The sequence below is a fragment of the Thiomonas arsenitoxydans genome, from assembly GCF_000253115.1.
GTDB classification, from domain to species: domain Bacteria; phylum Pseudomonadota; class Gammaproteobacteria; order Burkholderiales; family Burkholderiaceae_C; genus Thiomonas; species Thiomonas arsenitoxydans.
In genome coordinates, this window is record NC_014145.1 from 752577 (window position 1) to 778650 (window position 26074).

Below are 26074 nucleotides of genomic sequence, written 5' to 3' on the forward strand. Positions count from 1 at the left end.
GGGTTGATGCGTCACCCCAGCCCGCGCACCACGTCCAGCGCTTCTTCGATGCGCGACACCGGGTGCAACTCCAGCCCTTCGAACTGTTTTCCCGCACCCTTGGGGGCATTGGCAGCCGGAATGATGGCAGCGGAGAAGCCGAGTTTGGCGGCTTCGCGCAGACGCTCCTGGCCGCGCGGGGCGGGGCGGATTTCACCCGCCAGGCCGACTTCACCGAAGGCCAGCAGACCCCGCGGTAGCGGGCGGTTGCGCAGCGAACTTTGAATGGCCAGCAGCACGGCCAGATCGGCCGCGGGCTCGGTGATGCGCACCCCGCCCACGGCGTTGACGAACACGTCCTGATCGCCGCTGGCGACTCCTGCATGGCGATGCAGCACGGCCAGCAGCATGGCCAGCCGCGCTGCGTCCAGCCCCACGGACAGGCGGCGCGGGCTGGGCGCGGCGGCGTTGTCCACCAGCGCCTGCACCTCCACCAACAGCGGGCGGGTGCCCTCCAGTGTGGCGAGCACGCAGGTGCCGGGCACCGGCTCGGCGTGGGTGGAGAGGAAGATGGCCGAGGGGTTGGACACGCCTTTGAGGCCATGCTCGGTCATGGCGAACACGCCCAGTTCGTTCACCGCGCCGAAGCGGTTCTTGATGGCGCGAATCAGCCGGAAGCGCGACTGCGTGTCGCCCTCGAAATACAGCACGGTATCGACCATGTGCTCCAGCACACGCGGCCCGGCGAGCGCGCCTTCCTTGGTGACGTGGCCGACCAGCACCAGGGTGATGCCGCTGGCCTTGGCCGCGCGGGTGAGTTGCGCCGCGCATTCGCGCACCTGCGACACCGACCCCGGCGCCGAGGACAGCGCCTCGGTGTAAACCGTCTGGATGGAGTCGATCACTGCGATGGAATAGGCCCCCATGCTCGCATTCGCTCGCTGCTCCCCGAGGGGGGCATCCCCACCCCGACCCTCCCCACCCGTGGGGAGGGAGTGATTGCTCCTCCCTCGCTCGGTGGGGGAGGTTGGGAGGGGGAAACGCCCGCCTTGGGAAGGCCCGACAGCGGGGCCGCGTGCTAACTCGTCGAGCATGACCTCCAGCTGCGTTTCGGCCATCAGCCGCACCGGCGCGCCTTTCAGGCCCAGACGTTGGGCACGCAGCGCCACCTGCGCGGCGGACTCCTCGCCGCTGATATAGAGCACCGGCAGTTCGGCGGACAGATTGGCGAGCACTTGCAGCAGCAGGGTGGACTTGCCGATGCCCGGATCGCCGCCGAGCAGCAAGACGCCGCCGGGCACCAGGCCGCCGCCGAGCACGCGGTCGAGTTCGTCGATGCCGCTGCTTCGGTGCGCGTGGCGCTCGGCCTGCACCTCGGTGAGCAGCACCGGGCCGCTCGCCGCGGTGAGGTCGCCGCGCCCGGCGAACTGCGCTGCCGCGGCGCCGTGCCGTGCGCCGGGGCGGGCGGCATCGACGCTGCGCTCTGCCGTTTCCACCAAGGTGTTCCAGGCCTGGCAGTGCGGGCACTGGCCCTGCCACTTGGCGGATTTGCCGCCGCACTCGGAGCAGACGTAAACGGTTTGGGGTTTGGCCATCTCATTCCACCCGCACCGGCACGCGGGCGGCCAGGGCGCACATCAGCTCGTAGCCGAGCGTGCCCGCGGCTGCCGCAACCTCGTCGATCGAGAGCTCGGCCTGCGCGTCCTGCCCCCACAGCAGCACGGGGCTGCCGATCATGGGCTGGTTGCCTGCGGCAAACACCGGCTCGAGATCGACGGTGATCATGTCCATCGACACCCGGCCGACCAACTGCGTGCGCACGCCGTCCACCACGATGGGCGTGCCGTTGGGGGCGACGCGCGGGTAGCCATCGGCATAGCCGCAGGCGACCACGCCGATGCGCATGGGGCGCGGCGCGGTGAAGCGCGCGCCGTAGCCCACACACTCGCCCGCAGCGATGTGCTGAATGTCGATGAGCTCGCTGCGCAGACTCATGGCGGGGCGCAGCTTCCAGTGCGCCGCGTCTAGCGCCAGCCCGGTGGGCGAGCTGCCGTACAGCGCAATGCCGGGCCGCACCCAGTCGGACGCAACGCGCGGGTCGGCGCCGTGCACCAGCGCTGCGGCGGAATTGGACAGGGTGCGTTCGCCCGGCAGATGGCCCACACCGCGGGCGAATCGTGCTAGCGCTTCGTCGATTCCGCCCGCTTCGTCGGCGCAGGCGAAGTGGGTCATGTGGGTGATTTCGCCCACCTGCGGCAGCGCGTTCAGCCGCTCCCAGGCGGCGGCGTAGGCCTCGGGCGAAAAGCCCACGCGGTTCATGCCGGTGTTCATTTTGAGGAACACGCGGTGCGTGCGGTTGCCGCGGTGCACCGCCAGCCAGTCGATCTGTTCGCGGCAATGCACTACATGCCAGAGGTTGAGGCGTTCGCAAAGCGCGAGGTCTTCCGGGGCGAAACAGCCTTCGAGCAGCAGAATGGGGCCGACCCAGCCGAGCGCGCGCAGCTTCTCGGCCTCGGTCAGATCGAGCAGCGCGAAACCGTCGGCCGTGCGCAGCGCGCCATACGCGCGGGCGATGCCGTGACCGTAGGCATTGGCTTTGACCACGGCCCAGACCTTGCTCGCGGGCGTGGCCTGGCGGACTCGCAGGAGGTTGTGGGAGAGCGCGGCCGTGTGGATCACGGCGGAAATCGGGCGGGGCATGGCAGCTCGGGCAGAGGGTTGAGGCCAGCATTGTCGCAAATGCCCTGAAATGCCCTGTGCTATAAACCCCGGCAGCCTGCGGGTCTGTTCCCGCAAGCCGCCAGCCATGCCGCACGCGCCAGCCCGCCTCATTCATCGCAATCCCTGATCTTGTTCTCACCCAACGATACGACACAGCCTGCTGCAGCATCGCGGGCAGCCACGCGATGAAAAAAGGCTTTTACTGGATCATGGCGGCGCAGTTTTTTTCTTCGCTGGCCGACAACGCGCTGCTCATCGCCGCCATCGCCCTGCTGGTGCAGATGCAGTCACCCGACTGGATGACGCCGCTGCTCAAGTTCTTTTTCACCATCTCCTATGTGGTGCTTGCCCCCTTCGTGGGGGCGTTTGCCGATGCCATTCTGAAATGGAAGGTGATGTTCATCACCAATCTGGTGAAAGTGGCCGGGCTGGTGCTCATGCTGATCTCGGTGCACCCGCTGCTGGCTTACGGCGTGGTGGGCCTAGGCGCGGCGGCCTATTCGCCGGCCAAATACGGCATCCTCACCGAGTTGCTGCCGCCGCAGCAACTGGTCGCGGCCAATGGCTGGATCGAGGGCACCACGGTCAGCTCCATCATTCTGGGCACGGTGCTGGGCGGGTTTTTGGTTAGTCAGGCGGCGTCGGGTTTTTTGCTGGGGCTGCCCGGGCTGGCTGCGGTTGGTATCAACACCACGCCCGAGGCGGCCATTCTGGTCATCACCCTGGTGTATTTGCTGGCGGCCTTATGCAATTTGCGCATTCCCGATACCGGGGCGCGTTACGAAAAACAGAAAACCCGGCTGGTGGCGCTGCTGGTTGATTTTGCGCATTGCACCAAGGTGCTGTGGACCGACAAGCTGGGGCAGATTTCGCTGGCGGTCACCACCCTGTTCTGGGGCGCGGGGGCGACGTTGCAGTTCATCGTGCTGAAGTGGGCGGAACATGCACTGGGGCTGGATCTCACCATGGCGTCTGTGATGCAGGCGGCCGTGGCGCTGGGCGTGGCCGCTGGGGCGATCAGCGCTGCCGTGCGCGTGCCGCTGAAAAAGAGCCTGAGCGTGCTGCCGCTGGGCGTGGGCATGGGGCTGACCACCGTGGCGCTGGCGTTTTTCAACCGCGAGCTGCTGCCCGACGTGCAGCTGCATTTCTGGGTGGTGCAACTGCCGCTTTACATGCTGTTCGCCTATGGCTTCATGGTATTCATCGGCGCATTGGCCGGGTATTTTGTGGTGCCGATGAACGCGCTGCTGCAGCACCGGGGCTATGTGCTGCTGTCGGCGGGGCATTCGATCGCGGTGCAGAACTTCAACGAGAACGTCAGCGTGCTGCTCATGCTGCTGTTCTACGCCCTGCTCATCCGCCTGAACCTGCCGGTGCCGTGGGTGATTGCGCTGTTTGGCACCTTTGTCTCCGTCAGCATGTTTATGGTCATCCTCTGGTATCGCCGCAACCAGAGGGAGCGCGACTGGACGCAACTGATCGGCGAGCCGCGTCACGAAGAGCATCATTCTTAACATTCTGCCGCTTCGCCCTGTCTTCAAACCGTCGCAAAATCGGTCTAACCCCCGATGTCCTTTCCAGGAGCGCCACCATGAACGACGTGCAGCACTACAGCAACCTCCTTTTGCAATACGCCACCGAGGCGGGAATGAAAATTCTCGCGGCCATCGCGCTGTGGATTCTGGGGCGATGGCTCATCCGCATTGCCGACAAACTGCTGCGTGGCGTGCTGGACAGGCAGCATTTCGACCCCATGCTCACGCGCTACATGCTCAGCTTCATGAACATCGCGCTGAACATCGTGCTGGTCGTGGCCATTCTGGGCTATTTCGGGGTGCAGACCACCACCTTCGCGGCCTTGGTGGCAGGCGCTGGCGTCGCTATCGGCGCGGCGTGGAGCGGCCTGCTGGGCAACTTCGCGGCGGGCGCCTTTCTGCTGGTGCTCAAGCCCTTCAAGGTGGGCGATTTCGTCAAGGCGGGTGATGTGACCGGCACGGTGAAGGAGGTCGGGCTGTTCGTCACCTCCATCGTCACACTCGACAACGTGCTCACCTTTGTCGGCAATGGCAAGATTCTGGGCAACAACATCGAAAACTATTCGACCAACGACTACCGCCGCGTTGAACTCAAATGCCAGCTTTCCAGCGACGCCGATCATGTCGCCGCCATGGAACTGCTGCGCAAACAGGTGCAGGCCATTCCCAATGTGTTGACCGATCCGGCGCCAGTGATTGAAATTCTGGAGTTCAACAGCGTCGGGCCGGTGCTCACGGTTTTTCCTTTCTGCAACAACGCCCACTATTGGCAGGTGTATTTCGACACCAACCGCACCATCCGCGAAACGCTGACGCAGGCCGGTTTCGCCTACGCCCTGCCCAAGCAAGTCTGGGTGGGGAAGGCGGCGTAACGATGCGGAACGCTTGGCCGTCGATGTTCGTGCCCGGCCTCGGCCGGCAGGGTTGAGTATGGACGCCTTGCGCCTCGGCCCCATCGTCTTGCCCTGGGCGCCGCTATTGCTGGTGCTGGGTTATGCCGTGGCGGTGTGGGTGGCGGGCGTGGCGCAGAAGGCGGGGCGCGGCAATGCCGAGCCCGCGCTGCTGCCGCTGCTGATTGGGGCGCTGGTCGTGGCGCGCGCCGTGTTCGTTGCACGGCACAGCGCAGACTATTCCAGCGTGCTGGCGATGATCGACATCCGCGATCGCGGCTTCGATCCCTGGGCGGGCTGGGCCGCGGCGGCAGCCGGTGTGGCGTTCTGGGCCTGGCGGCGCCCAGCCTTGCGAATGAGCCTGCCGCTGAGCGCCAGCGCCGGAGCCGCCGTTGTGCTGGCGGGCATGGGAGCGCTCACCTTATTGCAACCGGCGCGCCCGCCTCTGCCTGATCTCACCCTGCAAACGCTGCAGGGTCGCTTGGTGGCGCTGGCCAGCCTGCGTGGCCAGCCGCTGGTGGTCAATCTCTGGGCTACCTGGTGCCCGCCTTGCCGCCGCGAATTGCCGCTGCTGATCCAGGCCGCGCAGCAGCAGACCGGGGCGCGCATCGTGCTGGTCAACGAAGGTGAGGCGGCGACGCGCGTGGCGGCGTATTTGCAGCGCGAGCAACTCACCGATCCGGGGGTGCTGCTCGATCCGGGCAACCGGCTGCTGTCGCTCTATCAGTCTCCCGGGCTGCCCACCACCTTGTTCATCCGCGCCGATGGCACGGTGCAGCGGGTGCACATCGGCGAGTTGTCGGCGGCGACGTTGCAGCAGGGCATCGCCGCGCTGCGCAAGTAACGGCGAGTGGGCGCAATCCCGGTGCGTCAGGCGTCGGTGTTCAGCGCTTTGCGCCGCGCGGCGTGCAGCAGGCGGCGGGCCGAGGCGTCGGCGAGCAGGCGGCCGTGCTGCGCCATCCAGTCTTGCGCCAGACGGCCCAGCGGCGTGGCGGGCTGGCGCGGATCGACCGGGCAGCGGAAGTTGCGTACCCAGTCGGCCACATCGGCAGCGGGCATGGGCCGCGCCAGCGCGTAGCCTTGGCCGGCATCGGCGCCCAGCAGGGTGGCAGCTTCGACCAGGTCGGGCGTTTCCAGCCCTTCGACGACCACCCACAGGCCCAGGCTTTGCGCCAGCTGCACCAGCGCGCCGATGAAGCCGATGGCCTGCTCGGGGTCGCGTCCGGCTTCGCGCACCAGGCCCTGATCGATTTTGACAGTATGAAACGGCAGGGTGCGCAGGCGCAGCAGGCTGGAGTAGCCACTGCCCAGATCGTCCATCACCAGCCGCACGCCGGTGGCGGCGAGGTCGCGCACCGCATCGTCGCGGCGCTGCGGATTGTCGAATTCGGCGTTTTCCAGCATTTCGAGCGACAGGCGGTCGGGGGCGACACCGGCCTCGCGCAGCGCCGATTCGACGCGGCGGCGACAGTCTTGCTGCAGCAGCACGTCCAGCGGCAGGTTCAGCCCCAGGCTCAGGCGCAGACCCTCGGCATCCCAGCGGGCGATGTGCGCCAGCGCCTGCGCCAGCCCGCCGCGAAACAGGCGAGAGAGTTCGGCCTGGCCGAACCACGGCAGAAACTGCCCCGGCATGACGAGGCTGCCGTCGTCCATGCGCAGGCGGGCGAGGGCTTCGACGCCGTAAGGCTTGCCGGTCTGCAGATCGACCAAGGGTTGCAGATGCATCTCCAGCCCATGATCGAACAGACTGCTGCGCCAGCGCTGGCGCAGCACCACGGGCACGGGCTGCTGGCGGCCGTGAGCGTGCAGGCGCTGCCAGGCGCGGCTGAGCGTCTGGCCGAGGTTGTCGAGAAAGCTGCGTGCCGCGCCGCGCTCGAACATGGCCGGGTAACCGCCGTACAGGCTGAGGATGACGACCACGCGGCCGTTGCGGTCGGTCAGCGGAACCGAGGCGGCGCTGCGAATACCGGCGTCGCGCGCCGCCTCGCGCCAGGGGGCGCCGGGGGTGTCGTGCGCGTAGCTCGCCAGGGTGCTGATTTTTTCGGTCTGCCAGGCCGAGGCCGTGGGGCCGAGGCTCTCGGCGTGCGCACCTTGCAGCTTGGGCACTTTGATGCCGCCGTAGTGCTTCTTCATGGCGCGGGCGTAGGGTTCGAGCCCGGAAGACAGCTCGACGACGAACTCGCCGTTGGCATCGGGCGCGCCCAAAGCGGCCGCTTTGACCCCGGGCAGGGCGGCCAGCCGGTCGAGCGCCATTTGCATGAATTCGCTCCACGCGGTGCCGTCCTGCAGCGCGTGTTCCAGCGCGATGACGCTTTGCTGGAACTGCTCGCGGATCGTCTGCGCCGCTTCCACCTCGGTCTGCAGCTCGGTTTGCAGCCGCGCGGTGAACAACTGGACGATGCGCCGACGGTCGCGCGGACGGGCGCTCAAGCCCTGACTGCGATCGATCAGCGCCTGCAGATAAAGCCCCGCAGACTGCACCAGCAGCCGCGTGGGCACGCCCACCAGGGCGTGGATCTGGCCGACGCGCGTGGCTTCGCGCACATGCGTGTCTTCCAGCAGATCCGGGCTGAGCAGCAGCCGGAAATGATCGGCCTGCCGCGCCTTGAGATGATCGAATTCCTCTGGGGTGAGGTGGCTGAGGAGTTGGCGCGATTCGGCGTCGTGTTCGAGCAGGCTGTAAAACTGCGCGATGAATTCCGTTGCCGCGGCGACGAAAGACGGGGCGGCGATGCGCAACAGCTCCTGCGCTTGCGCTCCGTAGGGCTGCGGCACCCAGTGCTCGGGGCCGTCGCCGAGAAAGTCGGCTTCGATCTCCTGCCCCCAGTGCAGCCACCAATGGCGACGCGTGTGCTTGTGCAGCTTGACGGTGTGCAGCGCGACGTCGGCGTGGCGCAGCAGGGTGTCGGGATCAGGGCCGTCCTGCGGGAACAGCGCCAGCCCCATGCTGAGTCGCAGGGGGTGGGTTTTGCCACCGGGCAGCGGCACACTCAGCGGTAGCAAGGCGCCCAGCGCCTCGATGCGGCGGGCGATGGCCTGCGCCCCGCCTGCGCTGTGGAGCACGAGCACGAACTCATCGCCGCCGATGCGCGCGAGCAGGTCGTCGGGTTCGAGCCGGGCGCCGAGCTGGCGGGCGACCTGCACCAGCACCTCGTCGCCGACGGCGTGGCCCCAGTCGTCGTTGATCGCCTTGAAGTCGTCTAGGTCGAGCAGACCCAGCGCCACGGTGGCGCCTTGCGCCTGCGCGGCTTGCAGCCGCTGCGGCAGCCATTCGTCGAGGGCGTAGCGGTTGGGTAGGCTGGTGAGGGCGTCGTGCCGCGCCTGCCAGCGCAGGCGTTCCTGCGCGGCGCGGCGTTCGCTGATGTCTTGCCCGACCCAGACCGAATCGACTCCCGGCTGGCCCGTGACGGCCTGGCCGGTGAGTTCGCACCAGAACAGGCTGCCGTCGCGCCGCCGCATGTGCACCTCGCGCGTGACCGACTCGCCGCGCGCCATGGCCGCGTAGATATCGGCGCCGATAGCCTCGAAGTCGGCGTCGTCGGCATAGATTTCGCGTGCCGGCACGCCCTGCAGAGACTGCAGATCGGGGTAGCCGAACATCTCGACCATGCGCGCATTGCCACTGCGGATGACGCGCTCTCCCACCAGCGCGATGCCCACCAGCGCGTTGTCGAGCATGGCCTGGCGCAGCCGCGCCTCGGTCTCGCGCTCGCGCTGCAGCGCGTCCATGCGCAGCAGCGCGCCGGCCATGGAGGCGACGAATTCGAGCAGCTGGGTTTGCGCCGCATCGGGCAGGCCGGGTACGGTGCTGGTCAGGGCAAAACTGCCGATCACCTGGGCGCCGTCGCGCACCGGCCACGACCAGCAGGAGCGCAGGTTGCATTGCTCGGCTGCGGCGCGCAGGTCATCCCAGCGATCATCCGTGGGGATGTCTGCTATGAAGGTGGGTGCGTTGTGCAGCACCGCATTGCCGCAGGAACCGGCATGCGGCCCGGGCGTGAGCCCGTCGAAGGCGCTCAACAATTCCGGCGGGCCGCTGGGCAGCGCCAGCGGGTGCAGATCGCCGTCCGGCCCCAGCCGCAGGAGGCTGGCGAGGCGTCCCGGCACCGCCTGCTCGGCCATGCGGCACAGCAGCGCCGCCAGCTCGGTTACCGGGCGCCCGGCCGCCAGCCCCCGCAGGATTTCGCTGGGCAATTCGAGCAGTCCGAGGGACGCGTTCTGATCGGGCATGATGAAGGATGCAATGGAGATCGGGCGGCAGTCTTTCGCCAGCGCCCAGTAAAACGCGACTTTACGATGCCGCGCCGTGCCGCGGGCGTGAATTTTTCTCGAAATCGCCCAGCCAAAGCGAGACTCGGCGACGCCCGCGTGCAAACCCGCTATCTTGCGCAGCTTTGATCCGCACCCTGCGGCCTGACGCTTTTTCTATGCCGACCTCCTCTGCAATCACCTTGGCCGCCATCGGCGGTCTGATGCTCAATGCCTTCGTCTGGGGCGTGTCGTGGTGGCCGTTCCGCCATTTCAATGGTCTGGGCCTCAATCCGCTGTGGGCCACCGCGGCGATGTACGCGGTGAGCACGCTCATCATCGTGGCGGCGCGGCCATCGGCGGTGCGGGCGCTTTGGCGGCATCCGCCGCTGTGGGGCATTCTCATCGCCTCGGGAGCGACGAACGCGGCGTTCAACTGGGGCGTGACCGAGGGCGACGTGGTGCGGGTGGTGCTGCTGTTCTATCTCATGCCGGTCTGGGCCACACTGCTGGCGCGCTGGCTACTGAACGAAAAACTCACAAGGCTGGTCGGCCTGCGCCTGACGCTGGCCCTGGCCGGGGCGATGGTGGTGTTGTGGCCGCAAGGAGGCGGTCTGCCGCTGCCGCAACATCCGGCAGACTGGCTGGGCGTGATCGGCGGCATGTTTTTCGCGCTCAACAATGTGCTGTTGCGCAAGTATGCGCACACCCCGCCCGAGGCGCGCGGTCTGGCGATGTTCGCCGGCGGGGTGATCGTGGCGGGCGGTGTGGCGGCCCTGCTGACCGCCAGCGGCGCCGTTGCGCCCATGCCTGCGCCGGCGCCGGGGTGGCTGATGGGCGTGGTGTTGATGGCGCTGGCTTTTCTGGCGGCGAATCTGGGGCTGCAGTATGGCGCAGAGCGGCTGCCGTCCACCTTGACGGCGGTGGTGATGACGGTGGAAATCGTGTTCGCCAGCGGCAGCGCCGTGCTGCTCGGCGTGGAGCGTCTGAGCGCGCAGGCGCTGTGGGGCGGCTGCCTGATTCTGCTGGCGATCTTGCTGGCCGCCTGGCCTGCGCGAAAGCAAGCCGAGGCCGATGCGGTGCTGGAGGTCAGTGGCGGAAGCCGCCGCTGGCCGTGATGCTGGTGGTGTCCACGTAGTCGGAGCCGGAGTGGTTGTCGGGCGAGAAGTGCACGGTGAAGCCGCCGAGGTTCTCGTTGCCCATGCTGTTGAGGGCGTCCATCAGGTTGGCGCGGGTGAGCGTCTTGCCGGCTTTGCGCAGAGCCTGCACCAGCACCTTGGCGTCGATATAGCCTTCCAGGCTGGTGAAGTCGTAATCGCCCTTATGCCCGGCGCTGTTCATCGCCGCCTGGTACTCGCGCACCAGGGGGGTGACGGTGGAGAAGGGGAAGGGCACGACCTGGGTGATGATCACGCCGTTGCCCTCGGGGCCGAGCGCTTTGGCCAGCGCTTCAGAGCCGACGAAGCTCACATTGGCGAACTGGCCGCCGTAGCCCTTGGCAATGGCCTGCTGATTGAATGCCGCCACTTCGGTGTAGGTGCCGACTTCCACGATGAGGTCGGGCTTGGAAGGCAGGATGGAGGCCAGCGCCCCGGCCACATCCACCGTATTGCGTTTGACCGTGCCGGTGGCCACGGGCTTGAGATTGTGCGCGGCCAGGGCTTTTTGCACGCCCGTCAGTCCGGCCATGCCGTAGGCGTCGTCCTGGTAGAACACGGCGATCTTTTTCAGGCCGAGGAACAGGAACTGATCGACGATCTTGCGGGTTTCGTCGTTGTAGCTGGCGCGGATGTTGAAAATGTAGGGATCGACGGGGGAGCGCAGCCCCATCGCGCCGGTGAACGGGCCGATGAGGGGAATCCCGGCCTGATCGATCAGGGGTTTGGCCGCCAGGGTAGTGGGCGTGCCGACATAGCCCAGCAGGGCGAACACATCACCGCCGTTGATGAAGGTCTTGGTATTGGCCACGGCGCGGGCCGGCTCGTAGCCGTCATCGAGGCTGACCAGCTTGAGGCTGCGCCCGGCTACGCCGCCGTCGGCATTGACCTGCTTGAAATACGCCTCGATGCCCATGCGCAGGCGGATGCCGAGCTGCGCCGCCGGTCCGGTGAGCGGGGCCGATTGGCCGATGACGATTTGCGTGTCAGTCACGCCCGGCGTGGCCGCAAATGCGGACGTGGCCGCCATCAGACTCAGGCCAGCAAACAGGGTGGCAAAAAATTTCATCGTGGTCTCGGAAAAAATGCGTCGGCAAGGATTCTGCAGTTCAGCCAGCCGGCCTGCGCTGCGAGCGTAAGGGACATCAGGGGAGGGGCGACCGGGTCGCGGAACAAGCCAGCTTCCGCGCATGAAGCGAGCAGGGCCCCCCGACCCCGGTTTTTGTAAATTTTTTGCATTGTCCACAACCCGGCCGAGGCTGACAACCGCATCCGCTGCGCTCAGAGGCGGAAATCCAACAGCGTTCAGGGTTTGCCGTGCAGCGCTTCGTCGAGCAGTTCCACCCAGTGCTGCACCAGAATGGTGGTGCCGGACTGCAGATGCTGGATGCAGCCGATATTGCTGCTGACAATGCGCTGCGGCGCGGTTTCGGCCAGATGCTGCAGCTTGCGGTTGCGCAGCTCTTTCGACAGCTCGGGCTGCAGCACCGAATAGGTGCCGGCCGAGCCGCAGCACAGATGGCTTTCCAGCGGCAGCTTGACCTCGAAGCCCAGCTCGCGCAGCAGGGCCTCGGCCCCGCCGCGCACCTGTTGCGCATGCTGCAGGGTGCAGGGCGGGTGGTAGGCGAGATGGTCGACCGGTTTGTTTTTCAGCAAGGTTTTGAGTGATGCGGCGAACTGCGGCAGGTACTCGCTGATGTCCTGGCACAGCGCGCTGATGCGCTGAGCGCGTTCGGCATAGGCGGGGTCGTGCAGCAGATGGTGGCCATATTCCTTGACCATGGCGCCGCAGCCCGAGGCGTCCATCACGATGGCTTCGACCGCGCCGCTTTCCACCAGCGGCCACCAGGCATCGACATTGCGTTTCATGTCGGCCAGCGCGCCGTCGTGGTCGGAGAGATGCTGGCGAATGGCGCCGCAGCAACCGGCGCCGTCGGCCAGCAGCGGCTGCACGCCAACGGCATCGAGCACGCGGGCGGTGGCCGCGCCGATATTGGGCATGAGCGTGGGCTGCACGCAGCCGCCCAGCATCAGCACTTTGCGGGCGTGGTCGCGCTGTGGGCGTTTGCCTGCGCGCTGCCGGGGAGGCACCTTGTCGCGCAGCGCGGCGGGCACCAGCGGGCGCAGCGCCTGGCCGAGCTTGATGGCCGGGGCGAACAGGCTGGAGGTCATGCCTTCGCGCAGCGCCCAGCGGGCGAGTTTTTCTCCGGCGGGACGTTCCACCTTGGCATCGACCACGGCGCGGCCGATGTCCACCAGACGGCCGTATTCCACCCCGGACGGGCAGGTGGTCTCGCAGTTGCGGCAGGTCAGGCAGCGGTCGAGGTGCAGCTGGGTGGTGCGGGTGGGCGCCTCGCCTTCGAGCGCCTGTTTGATCTGGTAGATGCGGCCGCGCGGGCCGTCGAGCTCATCGCCCAGCAGTTGATAGGTGGGGCAGGTGGCGGTGCAAAAGCCGCAGTGCACGCAGTTGCGCAGAATGGCTTCGGCCTGCTGGCCTTCGGGCGTGCTGGCGAATTCGGGGCTGAGATGGGTTTCCATCGGGATCAGAAAAGAGTGGGGAACACGCCGTGCGGATCGAAGGCGGCCTTGACGTTGCGCTGAATGCGCAGCAGCGTGGCCTGCGCGGTGTCGAACACGGGCGCGCTGGCGTCGCCGCCGCGAAAGCGCGTGGCATGGCCACCGGTCTGCCGGGCCGCTTCATGAATGATGGACGCCGGCGCGGCGCTGATAAGCCAGCGCAGGCCGCCGAACCATTCCACCAACTGCGTGCCGGAAAGATCGAGCGCGGGTGCGGTGGAGGGCAGCGACAGTCGCCACAGCGCGGCCTGCGAATCGCCCGGCCAGGTGGGGGCGAACCAGGGCAGGGTCTGCTCGCGCAGCCCGGTCCAGAAAGCGGCGGCTTCCGTCTCGGCCATGCGTTCGCCGCCCAGACGGGTCTGCGCGGCCTGCACGGCCGCCTGCGCGCCGCGCAGCCGTAGGGTGAGCACGCCTTTGCCGGTGCCCGCGCTGCGATCGGGCAGCCAGGCGCTGGCGTTGAGCGGCAGGGGTTGCGCGGCCCAGGTGTTGCAGCGGGTGATGGCTTCGTCCTGCGTCATGGAGAAGCGCAGCGTGGTTTGCGCCGGGGCCACGGGCATGATTTTGAGCGACACGTCGAGAATGACCCCGAGTGAGCCGAGCGAGCCGCACAGTAGGCGCGAGACATCGAACCCGGCGACGTTTTTCATCACCTCGCCGCCGAAGCGCAGTACCTCGCCCTTGCCGCTGAGCAGCGTGGCGCCGAGCACATAGTCGCGCACCCCACCGGCGCTGATGCGCGCCGGGCCGCTCAGGGCGCTGGCCACCATGCCGCCCAGCGTGGCGCGGCCGGTGCGGGCGAAGTGCGGCGGCTCGAAGGGCAGGAACTGGTGATGCTCGGCCAGCGCCGCCTCAATCTCGGCCAGCGGCGTGCCCGCGCGCGCGGTGATGACCAGCTCGGTCGGCTCGAAATGGGTGATGCCCGACAGCTGCGTGGCGTCGAGCGTGTGTTCGGCGGCATCCACCCCGCTGTGCTGCGCGGCGGCCCACCACGGCGCTTTGCTGCCGCCGCCGTGAATGCGAATGCGTTCGCCGCGCGAGGCGGCTTCTCGCACCAGGTCTTGCCAAAGAGGAATCAGATCGTCTGCTTGCATGTACGGGACGCTGCGGCGCGGGGTCGCAGCCAAGATCGGAATGCGACGCGGTTAAAACCGGGGAAGGTTGGGAAACGGCAGCAGGCCGCCGCGCACATGCATCTTGCCGTACTCGGCGCAGCGGGCGTGGGTGGGAATCTGCTTGCCGGGATTGAGCGTTTCACCCGGATCGAAGGCGCGGCGGAAGGCGAAAAACTGCTCGCGCTCTTCAGGGCTGAACTGCACGCACATGGCGTTGATCTTCTCGAAACCCACGCCGTGCTCCCCCGTGACCGTGCCACCCATGGCCACGCTGGTCTCCAGAATCTCGGCGCCAAATTCTTCGGCGCGGTGCAGCTCGCCGGGCTGGTTGGCATCGAACAGAATGAGTGGGTGCAGATTGCCGTCGCCCGCATGGAACACGTTGACGCAGCGCAGCCCGTACTTGCTCTCCATGCCCTGAATGGCTTCGAGCATGTCGGCCACGCGCTTGCGCGGAATGGTGCCGTCCATGCAGTAATAGTCGGGCGAGATGCGGCCGGTGGCGGGAAAGGCGTTTTTGCGCCCGCTCCAGAAGCGCAGACGCTCGGCCTCGCTTTCGCTGCACTTGAGCTTAGTTGCCCCGCAGCGAGACAGCACTTCGGTCATGCGGCCGATTTCTTCTTCGACCTCTTCGGGCGTGCCGTCGCTCTCGCACAGCAGTATGGCCTTGGCTTCCAGGTCGTAGCCCGCGTGCACGAAGGCCTCTGCGGCCACCGTCATGGGCTGATCCATCATTTCCAGCCCAGCCGGAATGATGCCCGCGGCGATGATGGCCGCCACCGCGTCGCCCGCCTTGCGCAGGTCGTCGAAGCTGGCCATGATACAGCGCGCCAGAACGGGTTTGGGCAGCAGCTTCACCGTCACTTCGGTGACGACCATGAGCATGCCTTCGCTGCCGATCACGGCCGCCAGCAGATCGGGGCCGGGACAGTCGCAGGCCAGCCCGCCGATGGTCAGCGGCTCGCCCTCCACCGTGTAACCGCGCACCTGCAGCACGTTGTGCACGGTGAGGCCGTATTTGAGGCAATGCACGCCGCCAGAGTTTTCGGCGATGTTGCCGCCGATGGTGCAGGCGATCTGGCTGCTCGGGTCGGGCGCGTAGAACAGGCCGTGCGGCGCCGCGGCCTCCGAAATCGCCAGGTTGCGCACCCCGCATTCCACCGTGGCGGTGCGGGCGATGGGGTCGATGCGCTTGATGCGGTTGAACCGCGCCAGCGCCAACAGCACCCCGTCTTCATTGGGCAGCGCCCCGCCCGAAAGGCCGGTTCCCGCGCCCCGCGCCACCACCGGCACGTTCAGCTTGTGGCAGGCCTTGAGCACCGCCGCCACCTGCGCTTCGGTTTCCGGCAGCACGACGACCAGCGGTTTGCGCCGATAGGCCGAAAGGCCGTCGCACTCGTAGGGCGTGACCTCCTCCGGCTGCCAGAGCAGGATGTGCGGCGGCGCCACCGCACCAAGCGCGGCGACCACTTCGGCCTGCCGCGCCGCGCGCGCGGCCAAGTCAGGTTGGAGGGGGGCATTCATAGCGAGTCTTCCGGAAAAATATATTGGTATTACTGGCAGATTATCCCGTTTGCTGCGCTGCAGCGGGGCAGGAGTAACCCGGCTTTTTGCGATTTGTCGAAGGCAAAGCTGTGTTGCGCAAAAGTTAGGGCGCGGCGTACAGTGGCGAGGCAGACTGATGTCCGTTTTCGGCCAGACTTCGTTGCGCTGCGCGACTAGAGTGAGGGCATGCAACTCGATCCCGACACCTGCTACAGCGCGCTGCTCACCCGCGACCGCCGCTTCGACGGCTGGTTTTACGTCGGCGTGTCGTCCACCGGGGTGTATTGTCGGCCGGTGTGTGCGGTGCGCACGCCGCTCAAGCGCAACTGCAGCTTCTATCCCAGCGCGGCGGCGGCCGAGCAGGCGGGCTATCGGCCTTGTCTGCGTTGCCGTCCCGAACTGGCGCCGGGGCACGGCGTGCTCGACCTCTCGGGCCAGTTGGCCCGCGCTGCCGCTGCGCTGATCGACCAGGGGCTGACCGATCCCGCCGGATTGAGCGCCGTGGCCCGGCGCGTGGGCATCACGCCGCGACATTTGCGGCGCATCTTCGAGGCGGAGTTCGGCGTCTCGCCCGTGGCGTATGCGCAGACGCAGCGGCTGCTGCTGGCCAAGGGCCTGCTCACGGACACAACGCTGCCGATGGCGGCGGTGGCCGACGCGGCAGGCTTTGGCAGCGTGCGGCGGTTCAACCATCTGTTTCGCACCCGCTATGGGTTGACGCCGCTGGGCTTGCGGCGCACGGGCGGGGCCTGCGGGCAGGAAGACCGGCTCACCGTGTCGCTCGCCTACCGGCCCCCCTACGCCTGGAGGCAGATGGTCGATTTTCTCGCGCGTCGCGCGGTGGACGGTGTGGAGCGCGTCACCGCCGATCGCTACGGCCGCGCGGTGGCGTTCGCCGCCGAGCCGGGTGCGCCGCCGGTCACCGGCTGGATCGCGGTGAACCATGACCCTGAGCGCCACAGCCTGCGCCTCACCCTGCCGCCGCGGCTGGCGCGGCACATCGGCCGCATCGTGGGCGGTGTGCGGCGCTTGTTCGACCTCGATGCCCGCCCCGATCTGATCGACGCCCATCTGCCCGAGTTTGCCGCCGAGGCGCCCGGCCTGCGCATTCCCGGCGCCTTCGACGGGTTCGAGATCGCCATGCGCGCCGTGGTCGGCCAGCAGATCGGCCTGCCGCAGGCGCGCGTCATTCTTGGCCGCTTGGCGCAGCGTCACGGCACCTCCGTGCCCGATGCGCCCGACGGTCTGCGCCGCACCTTGCCCGACGCGGCCACGCTCGCCGCCTGCACCCCCGAGGCGCTGCGCGCCTGCGGCCTGACCGGCGCCCGCGCCCTCAGCCTGCACGCGCTGGCGCTGGCCGTGGCCGAGGGACGCGTGGCGCTGCAGCCGCTCGCCCCGGTCGAGCCCACGCTTGCGGCGCTGCAGGCCCTGCCCGGCATCGGCGACTGGACGGCGCAGGTGATTGCGCTGCGCGGTCTGGGCTGGCCGAATGCCTTTCCCGCCGGCGATCTGGTGTTGCGCAAACAACTCGGCCTGGCCCGTCCGGCCGACATGCTGGCCCATGCCGCGCGCTGGGCGCCGTGGCGGGGCTATGCCGCGGTGCATCTGTGGCGCCGCGCGACTGAAGGAGAAACACCGTGAAAGCCGTCTTGGTCATGGACAGCCCGCTGGGCGCGTTGCAACTCACCGCCGAGGAAGACGGGCTCACTGCCCTGAGTTTTCTCGACGACGCAAAGCCCCCAACCGCCGACGACACACCTTTGCTGCAGCGCGCCCGCGAGCAACTTCAAGCCTATTTCAGCGGCGACGCCATCACCTTCGATCTGCCCTTGCGGCCCCAGGGCACGCCGTTCCAGCAGACGGTCTGGCGGGCGCTGCAGACCGTACCCTACGGACAGACGATCAGCTATGCGCTGCTCGCGCAGCGGCTGGGCCTGCCCGCCAGCCATGCGCGCGCCGTGGGTGCGGCAGTGGGGCGCAACCCGCTGCTCATCATCGTGCCCTGCCACCGCATCATCGGCCATGACGGCCGCTTGACCGGCTACGCTGCCGGCCTGCCGCGCAAGCAGGCGCTGCTCGATCTCGAACGCGCCGCCTGAGCATGACGACCAGCGCTGCGCATCATCCGTATCACACCCATGCCTTTCATCGAACTGTTTGTGCTCGCCGCCATCTGGGGCGCTTCTTTTCTCTTTCTGCGCATCGCCGTGCCCGAGTTCGGGCCGCTGCCGCTCATCGCGCTGCGCGTGGGCATTGCCTCGTTGGTGCTGCTGCCGGTGCTGCGAACCGCCGCGGCGCGCGCCCAGTTTCGCCACAAACTCTGGCCGCTGCTGGTCGTCGGGGTGACCAACTCCGCGTTGCCGTTCACCTTGTTCGCCGTGGGCGCGCTGCACTTGGGCGCGGGCTTCGAGGCCATACTGAATGCCACCACCCCGCTGTGGGCGGCGGTGCTGGGGGCGACGCTGTTCGGCGCGCCGATCGGCCGGGCGCAGATCGTGGGACTGGGCGTCGGCCTGCTCGGCGTGGTCGTGCTGGTGGGCGATCAGCCCGGCCTCTCGCAGGGCGCTGCGCCCTGGGCGGTGGCTGCGGTGTTGCTGGCGCCTGTGTCCTATGGCTTTGCCGTGCATTACGCCCGCCGCCATCTGGCCGGGGTCGATCCGGCGCTCACCGCGTTCGGCAGCCAGCTCACGGCCACGGTGCTGCTGGCGCTACCTGCGGCCTTGACCTGGCCCGCGCACGCGGTGCAGGGCGACATCTGGGCCGCCGTGGTGGCGCTGGGCGTGCTGTGCACCGGGCTGGCTTATGTGCTGTATTTCCGCCTCGTGGCGCAGGTCGGCGCGGCCTACGCTGCCTCGGTCACTTTTCTCATTCCGGTGTTCGGCATGCTCTGGGGCGCGCTGTTTCTGCAGGAAGCCGTCACCAGCGCCATGCTGGCGGGCTGCGCGATCATCCTGGCGGGCACCGCGCTGGCGAGCGGACAGTGGAAGCGGCTGGTGGGCCTGCGGGCGTAGGCCGTCCATCCCCGGCGGTTTGAGGCCGTGCAGGCGCTTTGAACGACGGCCTGTGCGGGCGACCTTCAGCTTCGCTTCAGGAACTCCGATCGCTGGAAAAGAACGAAAAAATCGCCGCGGCGATATCCATGCGCTGCGGCGTTGGGTTCAGTTTGAGAAAGGAGTTCGATCATGAAGATTCAATCCAAAATCTTGGTCGCAGCGCTGGCGATGACCCTGCCCGCGCTGGCCTTGGCGGCGCAGCCGCTTGCGGTGCGTTACGACGGGCATGACATGCCCATGCACCAGACGGTGGAGGTCATGCACACGGCCGCAGGCCCGGTGCAGGTCAAGACCTGGACTTGGCAAAGCCCGCAGGGCCATGCGCGGGTGGTGATCGAGCAAAGCTCGGGTGCGGCCGCCCCTGCCTGGGCGCTGCGGCAGATGCACACGCAGTTTGGGCCGATGCAGCGGCTGATCGAGCGGGTGGACGCGCAGATGAATGCGCAGATGAATGCGGTGTTCGGGCCGATGTCCACCCTGCGTGTGCTGTTGCCGCAGTCGCCGTGGTTGATGCCGCCGGTGCTGCCCACGATGGTGCTGTTGACGCCGCTGCAAATCCCGCAAGCGCAACCGCCACAGCAGCACCCGGCGGCTCCGGCCGCGCATCCGGCGCAGCGCTGGCAGGCGTAAAACCCCCGCGCGGCAGGGCCACTTGCAGCGGGCCACTTGCCAGCGTCATGACAGCATGAAATACTGTGCGTAAAAACAGTATTTCGGCGCGCCGTGCAAGCGGCGCGGGCTGCCATGACACTGCGTTGCCTGCTGGTCGATTTCAATTCCTACTTCGCCTCGGTGGAGCAGCAGCTTTGCCCTGAGTTGCGCGGGCGGCCGGTGGGCGTGGTGCCGATGCTGGCCGACACCACCTGCTGCATCGCTGCCAGCTACGAGGCCAAGGCGTTTGGTGTGAAGACGGGCACGCAGGTGGCCGAGGCGCGCCGGCTGTGTCCGGGCATCGTATTCGTGGTGGCGCGGCATGCCGAGTATGTGCAGATTCACCACCGCGCCGTGGCGGTGGTGGACACCATCGCGCCGGTGGAGCAGGCGCTGTCCATCGACGAAATGGCCTGCAGCCTGCCCATGGGCTGGACCAGCCGCGAGCGCGCCACGCAACTGGCGCTGCGCCTCAAGACCGCGCTGCGCGAGGCCTTGGGCGAGTGCCTGCGTGTCTCGGTGGGCATCGCCCCCAATGTGTTTCTCGCCAAGCAGGCGTCCAATCTGCAAAAGCCCGATGGTCTGGTGGTGCTCGACTCCACCGACCTGCCCGGCCCGCTGCTGCGCATGCAGCTCACCGATCTCACCGGCATCAATGTGCGCATGCTCGCGCGGCTGCAGGCGCAGGGCATCCACAGCGTGGAGCATCTCTGGCGGGCGCGGCGCGAGCAACTTCGCGTGGTGTGGGGCGGCATGGCGGGCGAGGCGTTTTACGACCGGCTGCACGGGCTAGCGTCTGGTGTGCAGGCCGCCAATCCGCGGCGTTCGCTCGGCCATTCGCATGTGCTGCCGCCGGAGATGCGCAGCGCCGAGGGCGCGCTGGCCGTGCTCGACCGCCTCACGCAGAAAGCCGCGATGCGCCTGCGCCGCGAGCACCTGCTGGCCGGCGCCATGACGGTGATGCTCAAGCTCACCCGTCGGCACGGCGAGCGTCTGCGTCCCGAGCGCGGCGCCCGCTTCGCGCCGACGGCCGACACCCGCGCCCTGCTGCACACCCTGCGCGAGTTGTGGCCCGGCATGGTTCCTGCGGGCTGGGCGCCGATGAAGGTGGCCATGCTGCTGCACGATCTGCGCCAGCCCGGGCAGACCAGCGCCAGCCTGTTTGAGGGCGATGTGCCCGGCTCGGCTGCGGAGCAGGCCGCGCTGTGGAGCGCGGTCGATGCCCTCAACGTGCGCTACGGCCGCCACACCATCTATTGCGGCAGCGGCCATCAGGGGCGGGAGGAAGCCCCCATGCGCATCGCGTTCAACCACATCCCCGATCTCGAAACGGAGGGGTAAATCGTGATCAGATCGCTTGCTGAACCTCTTTCGCCGGATGGCCCAGCAGGTTGACATGGGATTTCAGAAATTCGAGAAAAGTCGCGGCCACCACGGAGACGCGCTTTTCTTTCGATCTGACCAGGTACCAAGAGCGTCGAATAGGAAAACCTTCAACGTCGAGGACGCAAACCTGATGGTTCAAATGATCCTCGCCGATCGTACTGTCCGAGAGGATGGCAAGGCCAAGGCCGCCGGCCACCGCTTGTTTGATGGCCTCGTTGCTCCCCAATTCCATGCGAATGTTCGGGCGCACGCCATGCTCTTCGAAGAGTCGCTCCATCGTCAAACGCGTTCCAGAGCCCCGCTCTCGAACGAGAAAGTGCTCTTGTGCCAGTTCGGCAAAACGAACGGTACGCCCCAACGTCGTCAGCCGGTGTGACGAGGGCGCCAAGACGACGAGCGAGTTTTCGAGAAAAGGCTCGCACTCGATGTTCATCCCATCGGGCGGGACGCCCATGACGTAAATGTCGTCTTGGTTGCGTGCAAGGCGCTCAAGCAGACGATCTCGGTTGATCACTTCCAGCGCAATGTCGATGCCGGGATATTGCGCGCAGAAGGGGCCGAGCAAGCGGGGCATGAAGTATTTGGTCGTGGTGACCGAAGCGATTCGGAGTCGACCTTTTTTCACCCCCTTCATGTCGGCAATGGTTTGCTCAAACCGGCCCCACGTTTCCAGCCAGTCGCCACAGGTGGCGTAGAGGTGCTCTCCGGCCTCGGTGAGAAAGACTTTCTTGCCGATTTGCTCCAGCAGGGCAAGACCAATTTCATCGCTGAGCAAACGAATCTGCTTCGAGACCGTGGGTTGTGTCACATGAAGTTCTTCAGCGGCCCTCGAAAAGCTCCGCAGCCGTGCGACGGCCTCGAAGGTGCGCAACTGCCTCAAGCTGACATGCATCATGTCCGATCCTTTATGTATAGCTTTTTATCTATGGTTTTTATTCTAATTATTCATTATTAATTTTGTCAGGTACTCCATAGACTGAGTTCCGCTGCACCACTGATCTGCCGGAACAACCTCTAGGAGATATGCCATGTCGCCCTCATGGAATTCGCTCGGTCCACTGCTCGCCCTGTGCGTGCCCCTTGCCTTATTGGTCGTCGGCTGCGTTCCGACTGCGTGGGCCAACGCACGGCCTCGATTGATTGCACGGTTGAATGAAGCCATGGCCTGGCTGGCCTTCGTGCTGGCTATCACTGCTGGATTGCTCGGCACGCTGCAGGGCGCCACGCACACTTTCACCGTGGCATCCGCTGCGCTCCCTGCGGAACTGGGGCATCTGACCCTCTCGATTTATCTGAACGCGCTGACGATCATGATGCTGCTGCTGGTTTCCTTTGTGGGCGTGGTCGTATCGCGTTATTCCAAAAACTATCTTGCGGGCGACGCGCAACAGGGCCGGTTTCATAAGTGGCTCGCTTTGACCCTGGCCAGCATTCTCAGCTTGATCGTGTCGGGCAATCTTTTGATGTTCGCCTTGGCATGGATCGCCACCAGCCTGAGCTTGCATCAGCTTTTGATGTTTTACAGAAAGCGGCCGATTGCCGTGCTGTCTGCACACAAAAAATTCGTCGCCAGCCGCATCAGTGATGCCAGCCTTCTGCTCGCTATCGTTTTGATTGGCTCGACACTCCACACGCTGGAGTTCGAGCGCCTGTTTCAACTGATGGCGGCGTTCAGAGGCGAGATGCCGATGAAACTGCAGATCGCGAGTTACCTCATTGTTTTGAGCGCGGCATTGAAATCGGCGCAGTTTCCTCTGCATGGCTGGCTGCTGCAGGTCATGGAAGCACCGACACCGGTGTCGGCGCTTCTCCATGCGGGCATCGTGAATGCCGGAGCTTTTTTGGTGATTCGCATGAGCCCCATCCTGTCGCATTCCACAGGGGCGCTCGTCACGCTGACCCTCATCGGGCTGGTCACCCTGGTGCTTGCTTCCCTGGTGATGTTGACGCAAACCAGCGTCAAGGTCTCTCTTGCCTGGTCAACCACTGCACAGATGGGATTCATGCTGCTCGAATGCGGCCTCGGGCTGTATAGCCTCGCCATGCTGCATCTCGTTGCACACTCGCTTTATAAAGCCCATGCTTTTCTGGCATCGGGCAGTGCAGTCGATGCCTTTCGGGCGCCCGCCCTGCAAGCGTCCCCCAAAGGCTTTGATCTTGTGCGGCTGATTGCCGCCTTCGCGCTTGGCGTGACCGCGTCACTCGGTATCGGCTCGCTATTGGGGGTCTATTGGCACGGGCAGGACACCTTGCTTGTTGTGGGCGTCATTCTGGCGGTGTCCATGAGTCAACTCGTGTTGCAGGCAGCCACGGCGCTGGGGCTGGTGCCTGCCTTGGTCATGGCGGGGGGGATGAGCGCGCTTCTATGCACGACCTACTTTGTGTTGCACGCATTGTTCGATCGCTTGCTGCTGAACAGTGTTTTGCCGGTGTCGGGGCTTGCTCACACGGCTTACAGCGTGCTCGTGCCCGTCGTGAGCGTGACGTTCGTCGCGCTGTTGATGATGCAGCAATTCCTGCAGGCGAGTGCTTCTCCGGCGCGTTTCAGGCTGTACGTGCAGCTCTACAACGGGCTGTATGTCGATGTCTATGTCACCCGTCTGCTGCAAAAGTTGTGGCCTGTTCCCCAAACCAATGACATTCAACTTCAAGGAGCTTGAGATGAACCTCGCCGACATGCCCACGCTGATGGAGCCAACCTTGTCGATTGATCCTCAGATCGACGCCGCCTGCGGCCGAATCGCGCCGCTCTGGCCGCTGAAGAATTTTGTGGCCGTCAATCCATTTTTTGGGCTGCGTGATCACGACTTTCAGAGCGCCTCTGATCTACTGGCTCGTGTCATGGGCACGAGCCTCTACATGCCGCGCACCTATTTCCAGGAGCAGGTGGCTCAAGGCCGGATCGGCAGCAAGGACATTCGCCAAGCGATCAGACTCTGCGGCAGCACGCTCAGCCTGGAGGACGTGCAGGAAGCGCTGGCCACAGACCGCCCTCAGCCCCGCATGGGCATGGCGACCGTGAGTGATCTGCTCGACAAAGTCGAGGGAGGTCTGTGGACGCGATTTGTCGTTGAACGCATCAGCATGCACTGCGCCGCGTACTTCGACATCGGCCAGGCCGTCATTCCCATGCCCTATCGTGACCAATCGTTGTTTGCCGCCTGGCGGGAGACCGCCACCATTGACCAGAGCCCGGCGTTGATGGGGTTGCGTGGCCTGCGCGCTGCCATCGCCGAGGTTCCGCATGCCCCACGGGATGCGATTGCATGGGCCGTCGAGAAGCTCGACATTCCTGCAGAGGCCACCGAGCGCTATCTTCACGCCGCTTTGCTGAGCGTGGGGGGATGGGCCGCCTGGACGCGATACCTGAAGTGGCAAGCGGAACTCTCAGGCCAGTCCGATGCTTCGATCGTCGATCTTCTGGCGATTCGTCTGGTCTGGGATGTCTTGCTGTTTCAGGAGAAGGGCAGTGCTGCACTTCAGGCCCGCTGGCGGGAGATGCTCGCAGCCAGCATGCGTGCGCCATCGGCCAAACGCCGTGCGGCTGCGGAGGTCGACAGAATCTTGCTCAGTGCCATGGAAATCGGGTTTCAGAACTCGGTGCTCGCAGCGCTGAAAGAAGCGCAGCGTCCGCAGCCGCTGCCGACGCGCCCCGCTGTGCAGGCTGCCTTTTGTATTGATGTCCGCTCAGAGATATTCCGCCGCTCGCTGGAAATCGTGGCGCCCTCGATACAGACCATCGGCTTTGCCGGGTTCTTCGGAATTTTCATTGAGGTCGTTCCGCTGGGCGCCGATTGCGGGCACTCTCATGTGCCGATTCTGTTCACCCCCAGCTATTGTTTGCAGGAGCAGGGTGGAGACGAAACGGATCAACTGCGTCAGCAGCGCCGAGCTCGGTTGAAATGGGCGAAGGTGTGGAAGGGTTTCAAATTTTCGGCGTCCTCCTGTTTTTCTTTTGTGGAGTCTGCCGGGCTGACCTACGCGCCCAAACTTCTGTCGGACAGCATGGGCTGGTCTCGACCCGTTCCTGACCCTAAAACGCAGGGCATCGGCCGGAAAAGGGTGCTGGCTCTTTCGCCGAGTTTGTTGCCCAAGACAAGTGATGCGTGCTGCTCGCATCACGGCGCAACAGGAATTCCGCAGGACCAACGGGTTGAGAACGCGGAAAGAATCTTGCGCGCCATGGGCCTGACCGGGCCATTTGCGCGCCTTGTCTTGCTCGTTGGGCATGGCAGCAGTTCTGTGAACAATCCGCATGCCACGAGTCTGGACTGCGGCGCGTGTGCCGGACAAACAGGCGAGGCGAGTGCGAAAGTGGTTGCGGCGTTATTCAACGACAAGCAGGTTCGGGTGGAACTGGCACGCCGTGGCATTCTCATTCCAGAAGACACCTGGTTCCTGGCGGCCTTGCATGACACGACGACCGACATCGTGCAGGTGTTCGATGCGCATGCCGTACCGCATGACCTGGCGCCTGATCTCGCCAACCTTGAACGCGCACTCGAACAGGCTGGCGACTTGACCCGCATGCAGCGTGCTTCGTCGATGGGCATCGATGCCATGACAGATCGCGATGTCGCCCAGCATGTGCAGGCGCGCAGCCGGGATTGGTCGCAAGTGCGCCCTGAATGGGCGCTGGCCAATAACGCCGCCTTCATTGCCGCCCCCAGGTTCCGTACACGTGGCGCCGACCTTGGCGGGCGCGCCTTCTTGCATGACTATGTTTGGAAAAACGATGCCGACTTCAAGGTGCTCGAGCTCATCATGACCGCCCCGATGGTCGTCGCCAACTGGATCAACATGCAGTATTACGGCTCGGTTGTCGACAATTCACGCTTCGGAAGCGGCAACAAGGTGCTTCACAACGTGGTGGGTGGCGCCATCGGCGTTCTGGAAGGCAATGGAGGTGATCTGCGGGTGGGCCTGCCCCTGCAGTCTTTACATGACGGTAGCCGTTGGATGCATGAGCCTTTGCGGCTCAGTGTCTATCTGGAGGCGCCAGCTGAAGCGATCGACAACATCATTGCTCGCCATGAAATGATCCGCCAATTGGTGGACAACAAATGGCTTCACATTTTTCGCATTGACGAGAGCGCAGAGGTGATCCGGCGTTTGGTAACGGAGGACGGATGCTGCTGGCAACCAGTCAGCCTTGAAAGCGAAAAAGCGATGATGGCACAGAGTTCATTCCAGACGGCACTACGCCCCTGAGTGCGCCCG

Annotated in this window: 19 protein-coding genes; 11 read left to right on the forward strand and 8 right to left on the reverse strand. The window is 65.9% G+C overall.

What is annotated here, in order from left to right; all coding sequences use genetic code 11:
- Nucleotides 1-11 precede the first annotated feature (11 nt).
- Both radA and alr read right to left on the reverse strand, forming a co-directional pair.
- A complete protein-coding gene (gene radA, locus THI_RS03485; RefSeq protein WP_013104843.1) occupies nucleotides 12-1574 on the reverse strand; it encodes a DNA repair protein RadA in 1563 nt (520 codons plus the stop codon).
- Nucleotide 1575: 1 nt separating this feature from the next.
- Nucleotides 1576-2679, reverse strand: coding sequence for an alanine racemase (gene alr / locus THI_RS03490; protein ID WP_013104844.1), 1104 nt, complete (start codon nucleotides 2677-2679; stop codon nucleotides 1576-1578).
- A gap of 206 nt (nucleotides 2680-2885) precedes the next feature.
- Here alr and lplT point away from each other — a divergent pair, with 206 nt between their 5' ends.
- The 3 genes from lplT to THI_RS03505 all read left to right on the forward strand — a co-directional run bounded on the left by lplT (nucleotide 2886) and on the right by THI_RS03505 (nucleotide 5969).
- Nucleotides 2886-4214 carry a lysophospholipid transporter LplT gene (lplT, locus tag THI_RS03495; protein WP_013104845.1) on the forward strand — a complete coding sequence of 443 codons (1329 nt, stop codon included), beginning with the start codon at nucleotides 2886-2888 and terminating at the stop codon, nucleotides 4212-4214.
- Nucleotides 4215-4291: 77 nt separating this feature from the next.
- Nucleotides 4292-5107 carry a mechanosensitive ion channel family protein gene (locus tag THI_RS03500; RefSeq protein ID WP_013104846.1) on the forward strand — a complete coding sequence of 272 codons (816 nt, stop codon included), beginning with the start codon at nucleotides 4292-4294 and terminating at the stop codon, nucleotides 5105-5107.
- 58 nt (nucleotides 5108-5165) lie between these two features.
- Nucleotides 5166-5969, forward strand: a complete 804-nt coding sequence (locus THI_RS03505) for a TlpA family protein disulfide reductase (RefSeq protein ID WP_013104847.1) — start codon at nucleotides 5166-5168, stop codon at nucleotides 5967-5969.
- A 26-nt stretch (nucleotides 5970-5995) separates the two neighbouring features.
- On the opposite strand, the gene THI_RS03510 is transcribed toward THI_RS03505, so the two are convergent.
- The gene (locus THI_RS03510) at nucleotides 5996-9355 is read right to left on the reverse strand and encodes an EAL domain-containing protein (RefSeq protein ID WP_141130508.1); all 3360 of its coding nucleotides are present in this window, start codon (nucleotides 9353-9355) and stop codon (nucleotides 5996-5998) included.
- Between the two features lie 197 nt (nucleotides 9356-9552).
- Here THI_RS03510 and THI_RS03515 point away from each other — a divergent pair, with 197 nt between their 5' ends.
- On the forward strand, nucleotides 9553-10491 hold the full coding sequence (locus THI_RS03515) for a DMT family transporter (protein WP_013104849.1): 939 nt from the start codon (nucleotides 9553-9555) through the stop codon (nucleotides 10489-10491).
- On the opposite strand, the gene THI_RS03520 is transcribed toward THI_RS03515, so the two are convergent.
- The 4 genes from THI_RS03520 to THI_RS03535 form a co-directional block, all read right to left on the reverse strand.
- Nucleotides 10463-11599 carry an ABC transporter substrate-binding protein gene (locus THI_RS03520; protein ID WP_013104850.1) on the reverse strand — a complete coding sequence of 379 codons (1137 nt, stop codon included), beginning with the start codon at nucleotides 11597-11599 and terminating at the stop codon, nucleotides 10463-10465. The two genes, THI_RS03515 and THI_RS03520, sit on opposite strands and share 29 nt — an antisense overlap.
- 236 nt (nucleotides 11600-11835) lie before the next feature.
- Nucleotides 11836-13068, reverse strand: coding sequence for a glycolate oxidase subunit GlcF (gene glcF, locus THI_RS03525; protein ID WP_013104851.1), 1233 nt, complete (start codon nucleotides 13066-13068; stop codon nucleotides 11836-11838).
- A 5-nt stretch (nucleotides 13069-13073) separates the two neighbouring features.
- Complete coding sequence (glcE, locus tag THI_RS03530) at nucleotides 13074-14198, reverse strand: glycolate oxidase subunit GlcE (RefSeq protein WP_013104852.1); 1125 nt, start codon at nucleotides 14196-14198, stop codon at nucleotides 13074-13076.
- A gap of 51 nt (nucleotides 14199-14249) precedes the next feature.
- Nucleotides 14250-15743, reverse strand: a complete 1494-nt coding sequence (locus THI_RS03535; RefSeq protein ID WP_013104853.1) for an FAD-linked oxidase C-terminal domain-containing protein — start codon at nucleotides 15741-15743, stop codon at nucleotides 14250-14252.
- A 207-nt stretch (nucleotides 15744-15950) separates the two neighbouring features.
- Between THI_RS03535 and THI_RS03540 the strand changes: the two genes are divergently transcribed.
- The 5 genes from THI_RS03540 to THI_RS03560 all read left to right on the forward strand — a co-directional run bounded on the left by THI_RS03540 (nucleotide 15951) and on the right by THI_RS03560 (nucleotide 20809).
- Complete coding sequence (locus tag THI_RS03540) at nucleotides 15951-17405, forward strand: AlkA N-terminal domain-containing protein (RefSeq protein WP_013104854.1); 1455 nt, start codon at nucleotides 15951-15953, stop codon at nucleotides 17403-17405.
- A complete protein-coding gene (locus THI_RS03545; protein WP_013104855.1) occupies nucleotides 17402-17863 on the forward strand; it encodes a methylated-DNA--[protein]-cysteine S-methyltransferase in 462 nt (153 codons plus the stop codon). The genes THI_RS03540 and THI_RS03545 overlap by 4 nt, the downstream gene beginning before the upstream one ends.
- A gap of 39 nt (nucleotides 17864-17902) precedes the next feature.
- The gene (locus THI_RS03550; RefSeq protein WP_013104856.1) at nucleotides 17903-18775 is read left to right on the forward strand and encodes a DMT family transporter; all 873 of its coding nucleotides are present in this window, start codon (nucleotides 17903-17905) and stop codon (nucleotides 18773-18775) included.
- 171 nt (nucleotides 18776-18946) lie between these two features.
- On the forward strand, nucleotides 18947-19447 hold the full coding sequence (locus THI_RS18040; protein WP_013104857.1) for a hypothetical protein: 501 nt from the start codon (nucleotides 18947-18949) through the stop codon (nucleotides 19445-19447).
- 114 nt (nucleotides 19448-19561) lie between these two features.
- On the forward strand, nucleotides 19562-20809 hold the full coding sequence (locus THI_RS03560) for a Y-family DNA polymerase (RefSeq protein WP_013104858.1): 1248 nt from the start codon (nucleotides 19562-19564) through the stop codon (nucleotides 20807-20809).
- Between the two features lie 7 nt (nucleotides 20810-20816).
- Here THI_RS03560 and THI_RS03565 read toward each other — a convergent pair whose 3' ends face one another.
- Entirely contained in the window at nucleotides 20817-21749 is a 933-nt protein-coding gene (locus THI_RS03565; RefSeq protein WP_013104859.1) for a LysR family transcriptional regulator, read from the reverse strand.
- 133 nt (nucleotides 21750-21882) lie between these two features.
- Here THI_RS03565 and THI_RS03570 point away from each other — a divergent pair, with 133 nt between their 5' ends.
- Both THI_RS03570 and THI_RS03575 read left to right on the forward strand, forming a co-directional pair.
- Nucleotides 21883-23514 (forward strand): NADH-quinone oxidoreductase subunit L, encoded by a 1632-nt coding sequence (locus THI_RS03570; RefSeq protein WP_013104860.1) that lies wholly within the window; start codon nucleotides 21883-21885, stop codon nucleotides 23512-23514.
- A gap of 1 nt (nucleotide 23515) precedes the next feature.
- Nucleotides 23516-26065, forward strand: a complete 2550-nt coding sequence (locus THI_RS03575) for a YbcC family protein (protein WP_013104861.1) — start codon at nucleotides 23516-23518, stop codon at nucleotides 26063-26065.
- The last annotated feature ends 9 nt before the right edge of the window (nucleotides 26066-26074 follow it).

Coding starts and splice junctions, on each gene's coding strand:
- THI_RS03505 (WP_013104847.1), top strand. CDS start 5,166: ATGGACGCCTTGCGCCTCGGCCCCATCGTCTTGCCCTGGGCGCCGCTA.
- THI_RS03570 (WP_013104860.1), top strand. CDS start 21,883: ATGTCGCCCTCATGGAATTCGCTCGGTCCACTGCTCGCCCTGTGCGTG.
- glcE (WP_013104852.1), bottom strand. CDS start 14,198: ATGCAAGCAGACGATCTGATTCCTCTTTGGCAAGACCTGGTGCGAGAA.
- THI_RS03520 (WP_013104850.1), bottom strand. CDS start 11,599: ATGAAATTTTTTGCCACCCTGTTTGCTGGCCTGAGTCTGATGGCGGCC.
- THI_RS03510 (WP_141130508.1), bottom strand. CDS start 9,355: ATGCCCGATCAGAACGCGTCCCTCGGACTGCTCGAATTGCCCAGCGAA.
- THI_RS03500 (WP_013104846.1), top strand. CDS start 4,292: ATGAACGACGTGCAGCACTACAGCAACCTCCTTTTGCAATACGCCACC.
- THI_RS03575 (WP_013104861.1), top strand. CDS start 23,516: ATGAACCTCGCCGACATGCCCACGCTGATGGAGCCAACCTTGTCGATT.
- THI_RS18040 (WP_013104857.1), top strand. CDS start 18,947: ATGAAGATTCAATCCAAAATCTTGGTCGCAGCGCTGGCGATGACCCTG.
- THI_RS03535 (WP_013104853.1), bottom strand. CDS start 15,743: ATGAATGCCCCCCTCCAACCTGACTTGGCCGCGCGCGCGGCGCGGCAG.
- THI_RS03550 (WP_013104856.1), top strand. CDS start 17,903: ATGCCTTTCATCGAACTGTTTGTGCTCGCCGCCATCTGGGGCGCTTCT.
- lplT (WP_013104845.1), top strand. CDS start 2,886: ATGAAAAAAGGCTTTTACTGGATCATGGCGGCGCAGTTTTTTTCTTCG.
- THI_RS03515 (WP_013104849.1), top strand. CDS start 9,553: ATGCCGACCTCCTCTGCAATCACCTTGGCCGCCATCGGCGGTCTGATG.
- radA (WP_013104843.1), bottom strand. CDS start 1,574: ATGGCCAAACCCCAAACCGTTTACGTCTGCTCCGAGTGCGGCGGCAAA.
- alr (WP_013104844.1), bottom strand. CDS start 2,679: ATGCCCCGCCCGATTTCCGCCGTGATCCACACGGCCGCGCTCTCCCAC.
- glcF (WP_013104851.1), bottom strand. CDS start 13,068: ATGGAAACCCATCTCAGCCCCGAATTCGCCAGCACGCCCGAAGGCCAG.
- THI_RS03565 (WP_013104859.1), bottom strand. CDS start 21,749: ATGATGCATGTCAGCTTGAGGCAGTTGCGCACCTTCGAGGCCGTCGCA.
- THI_RS03540 (WP_013104854.1), top strand. CDS start 15,951: ATGCAACTCGATCCCGACACCTGCTACAGCGCGCTGCTCACCCGCGAC.
- THI_RS03560 (WP_013104858.1), top strand. CDS start 19,562: ATGACACTGCGTTGCCTGCTGGTCGATTTCAATTCCTACTTCGCCTCG.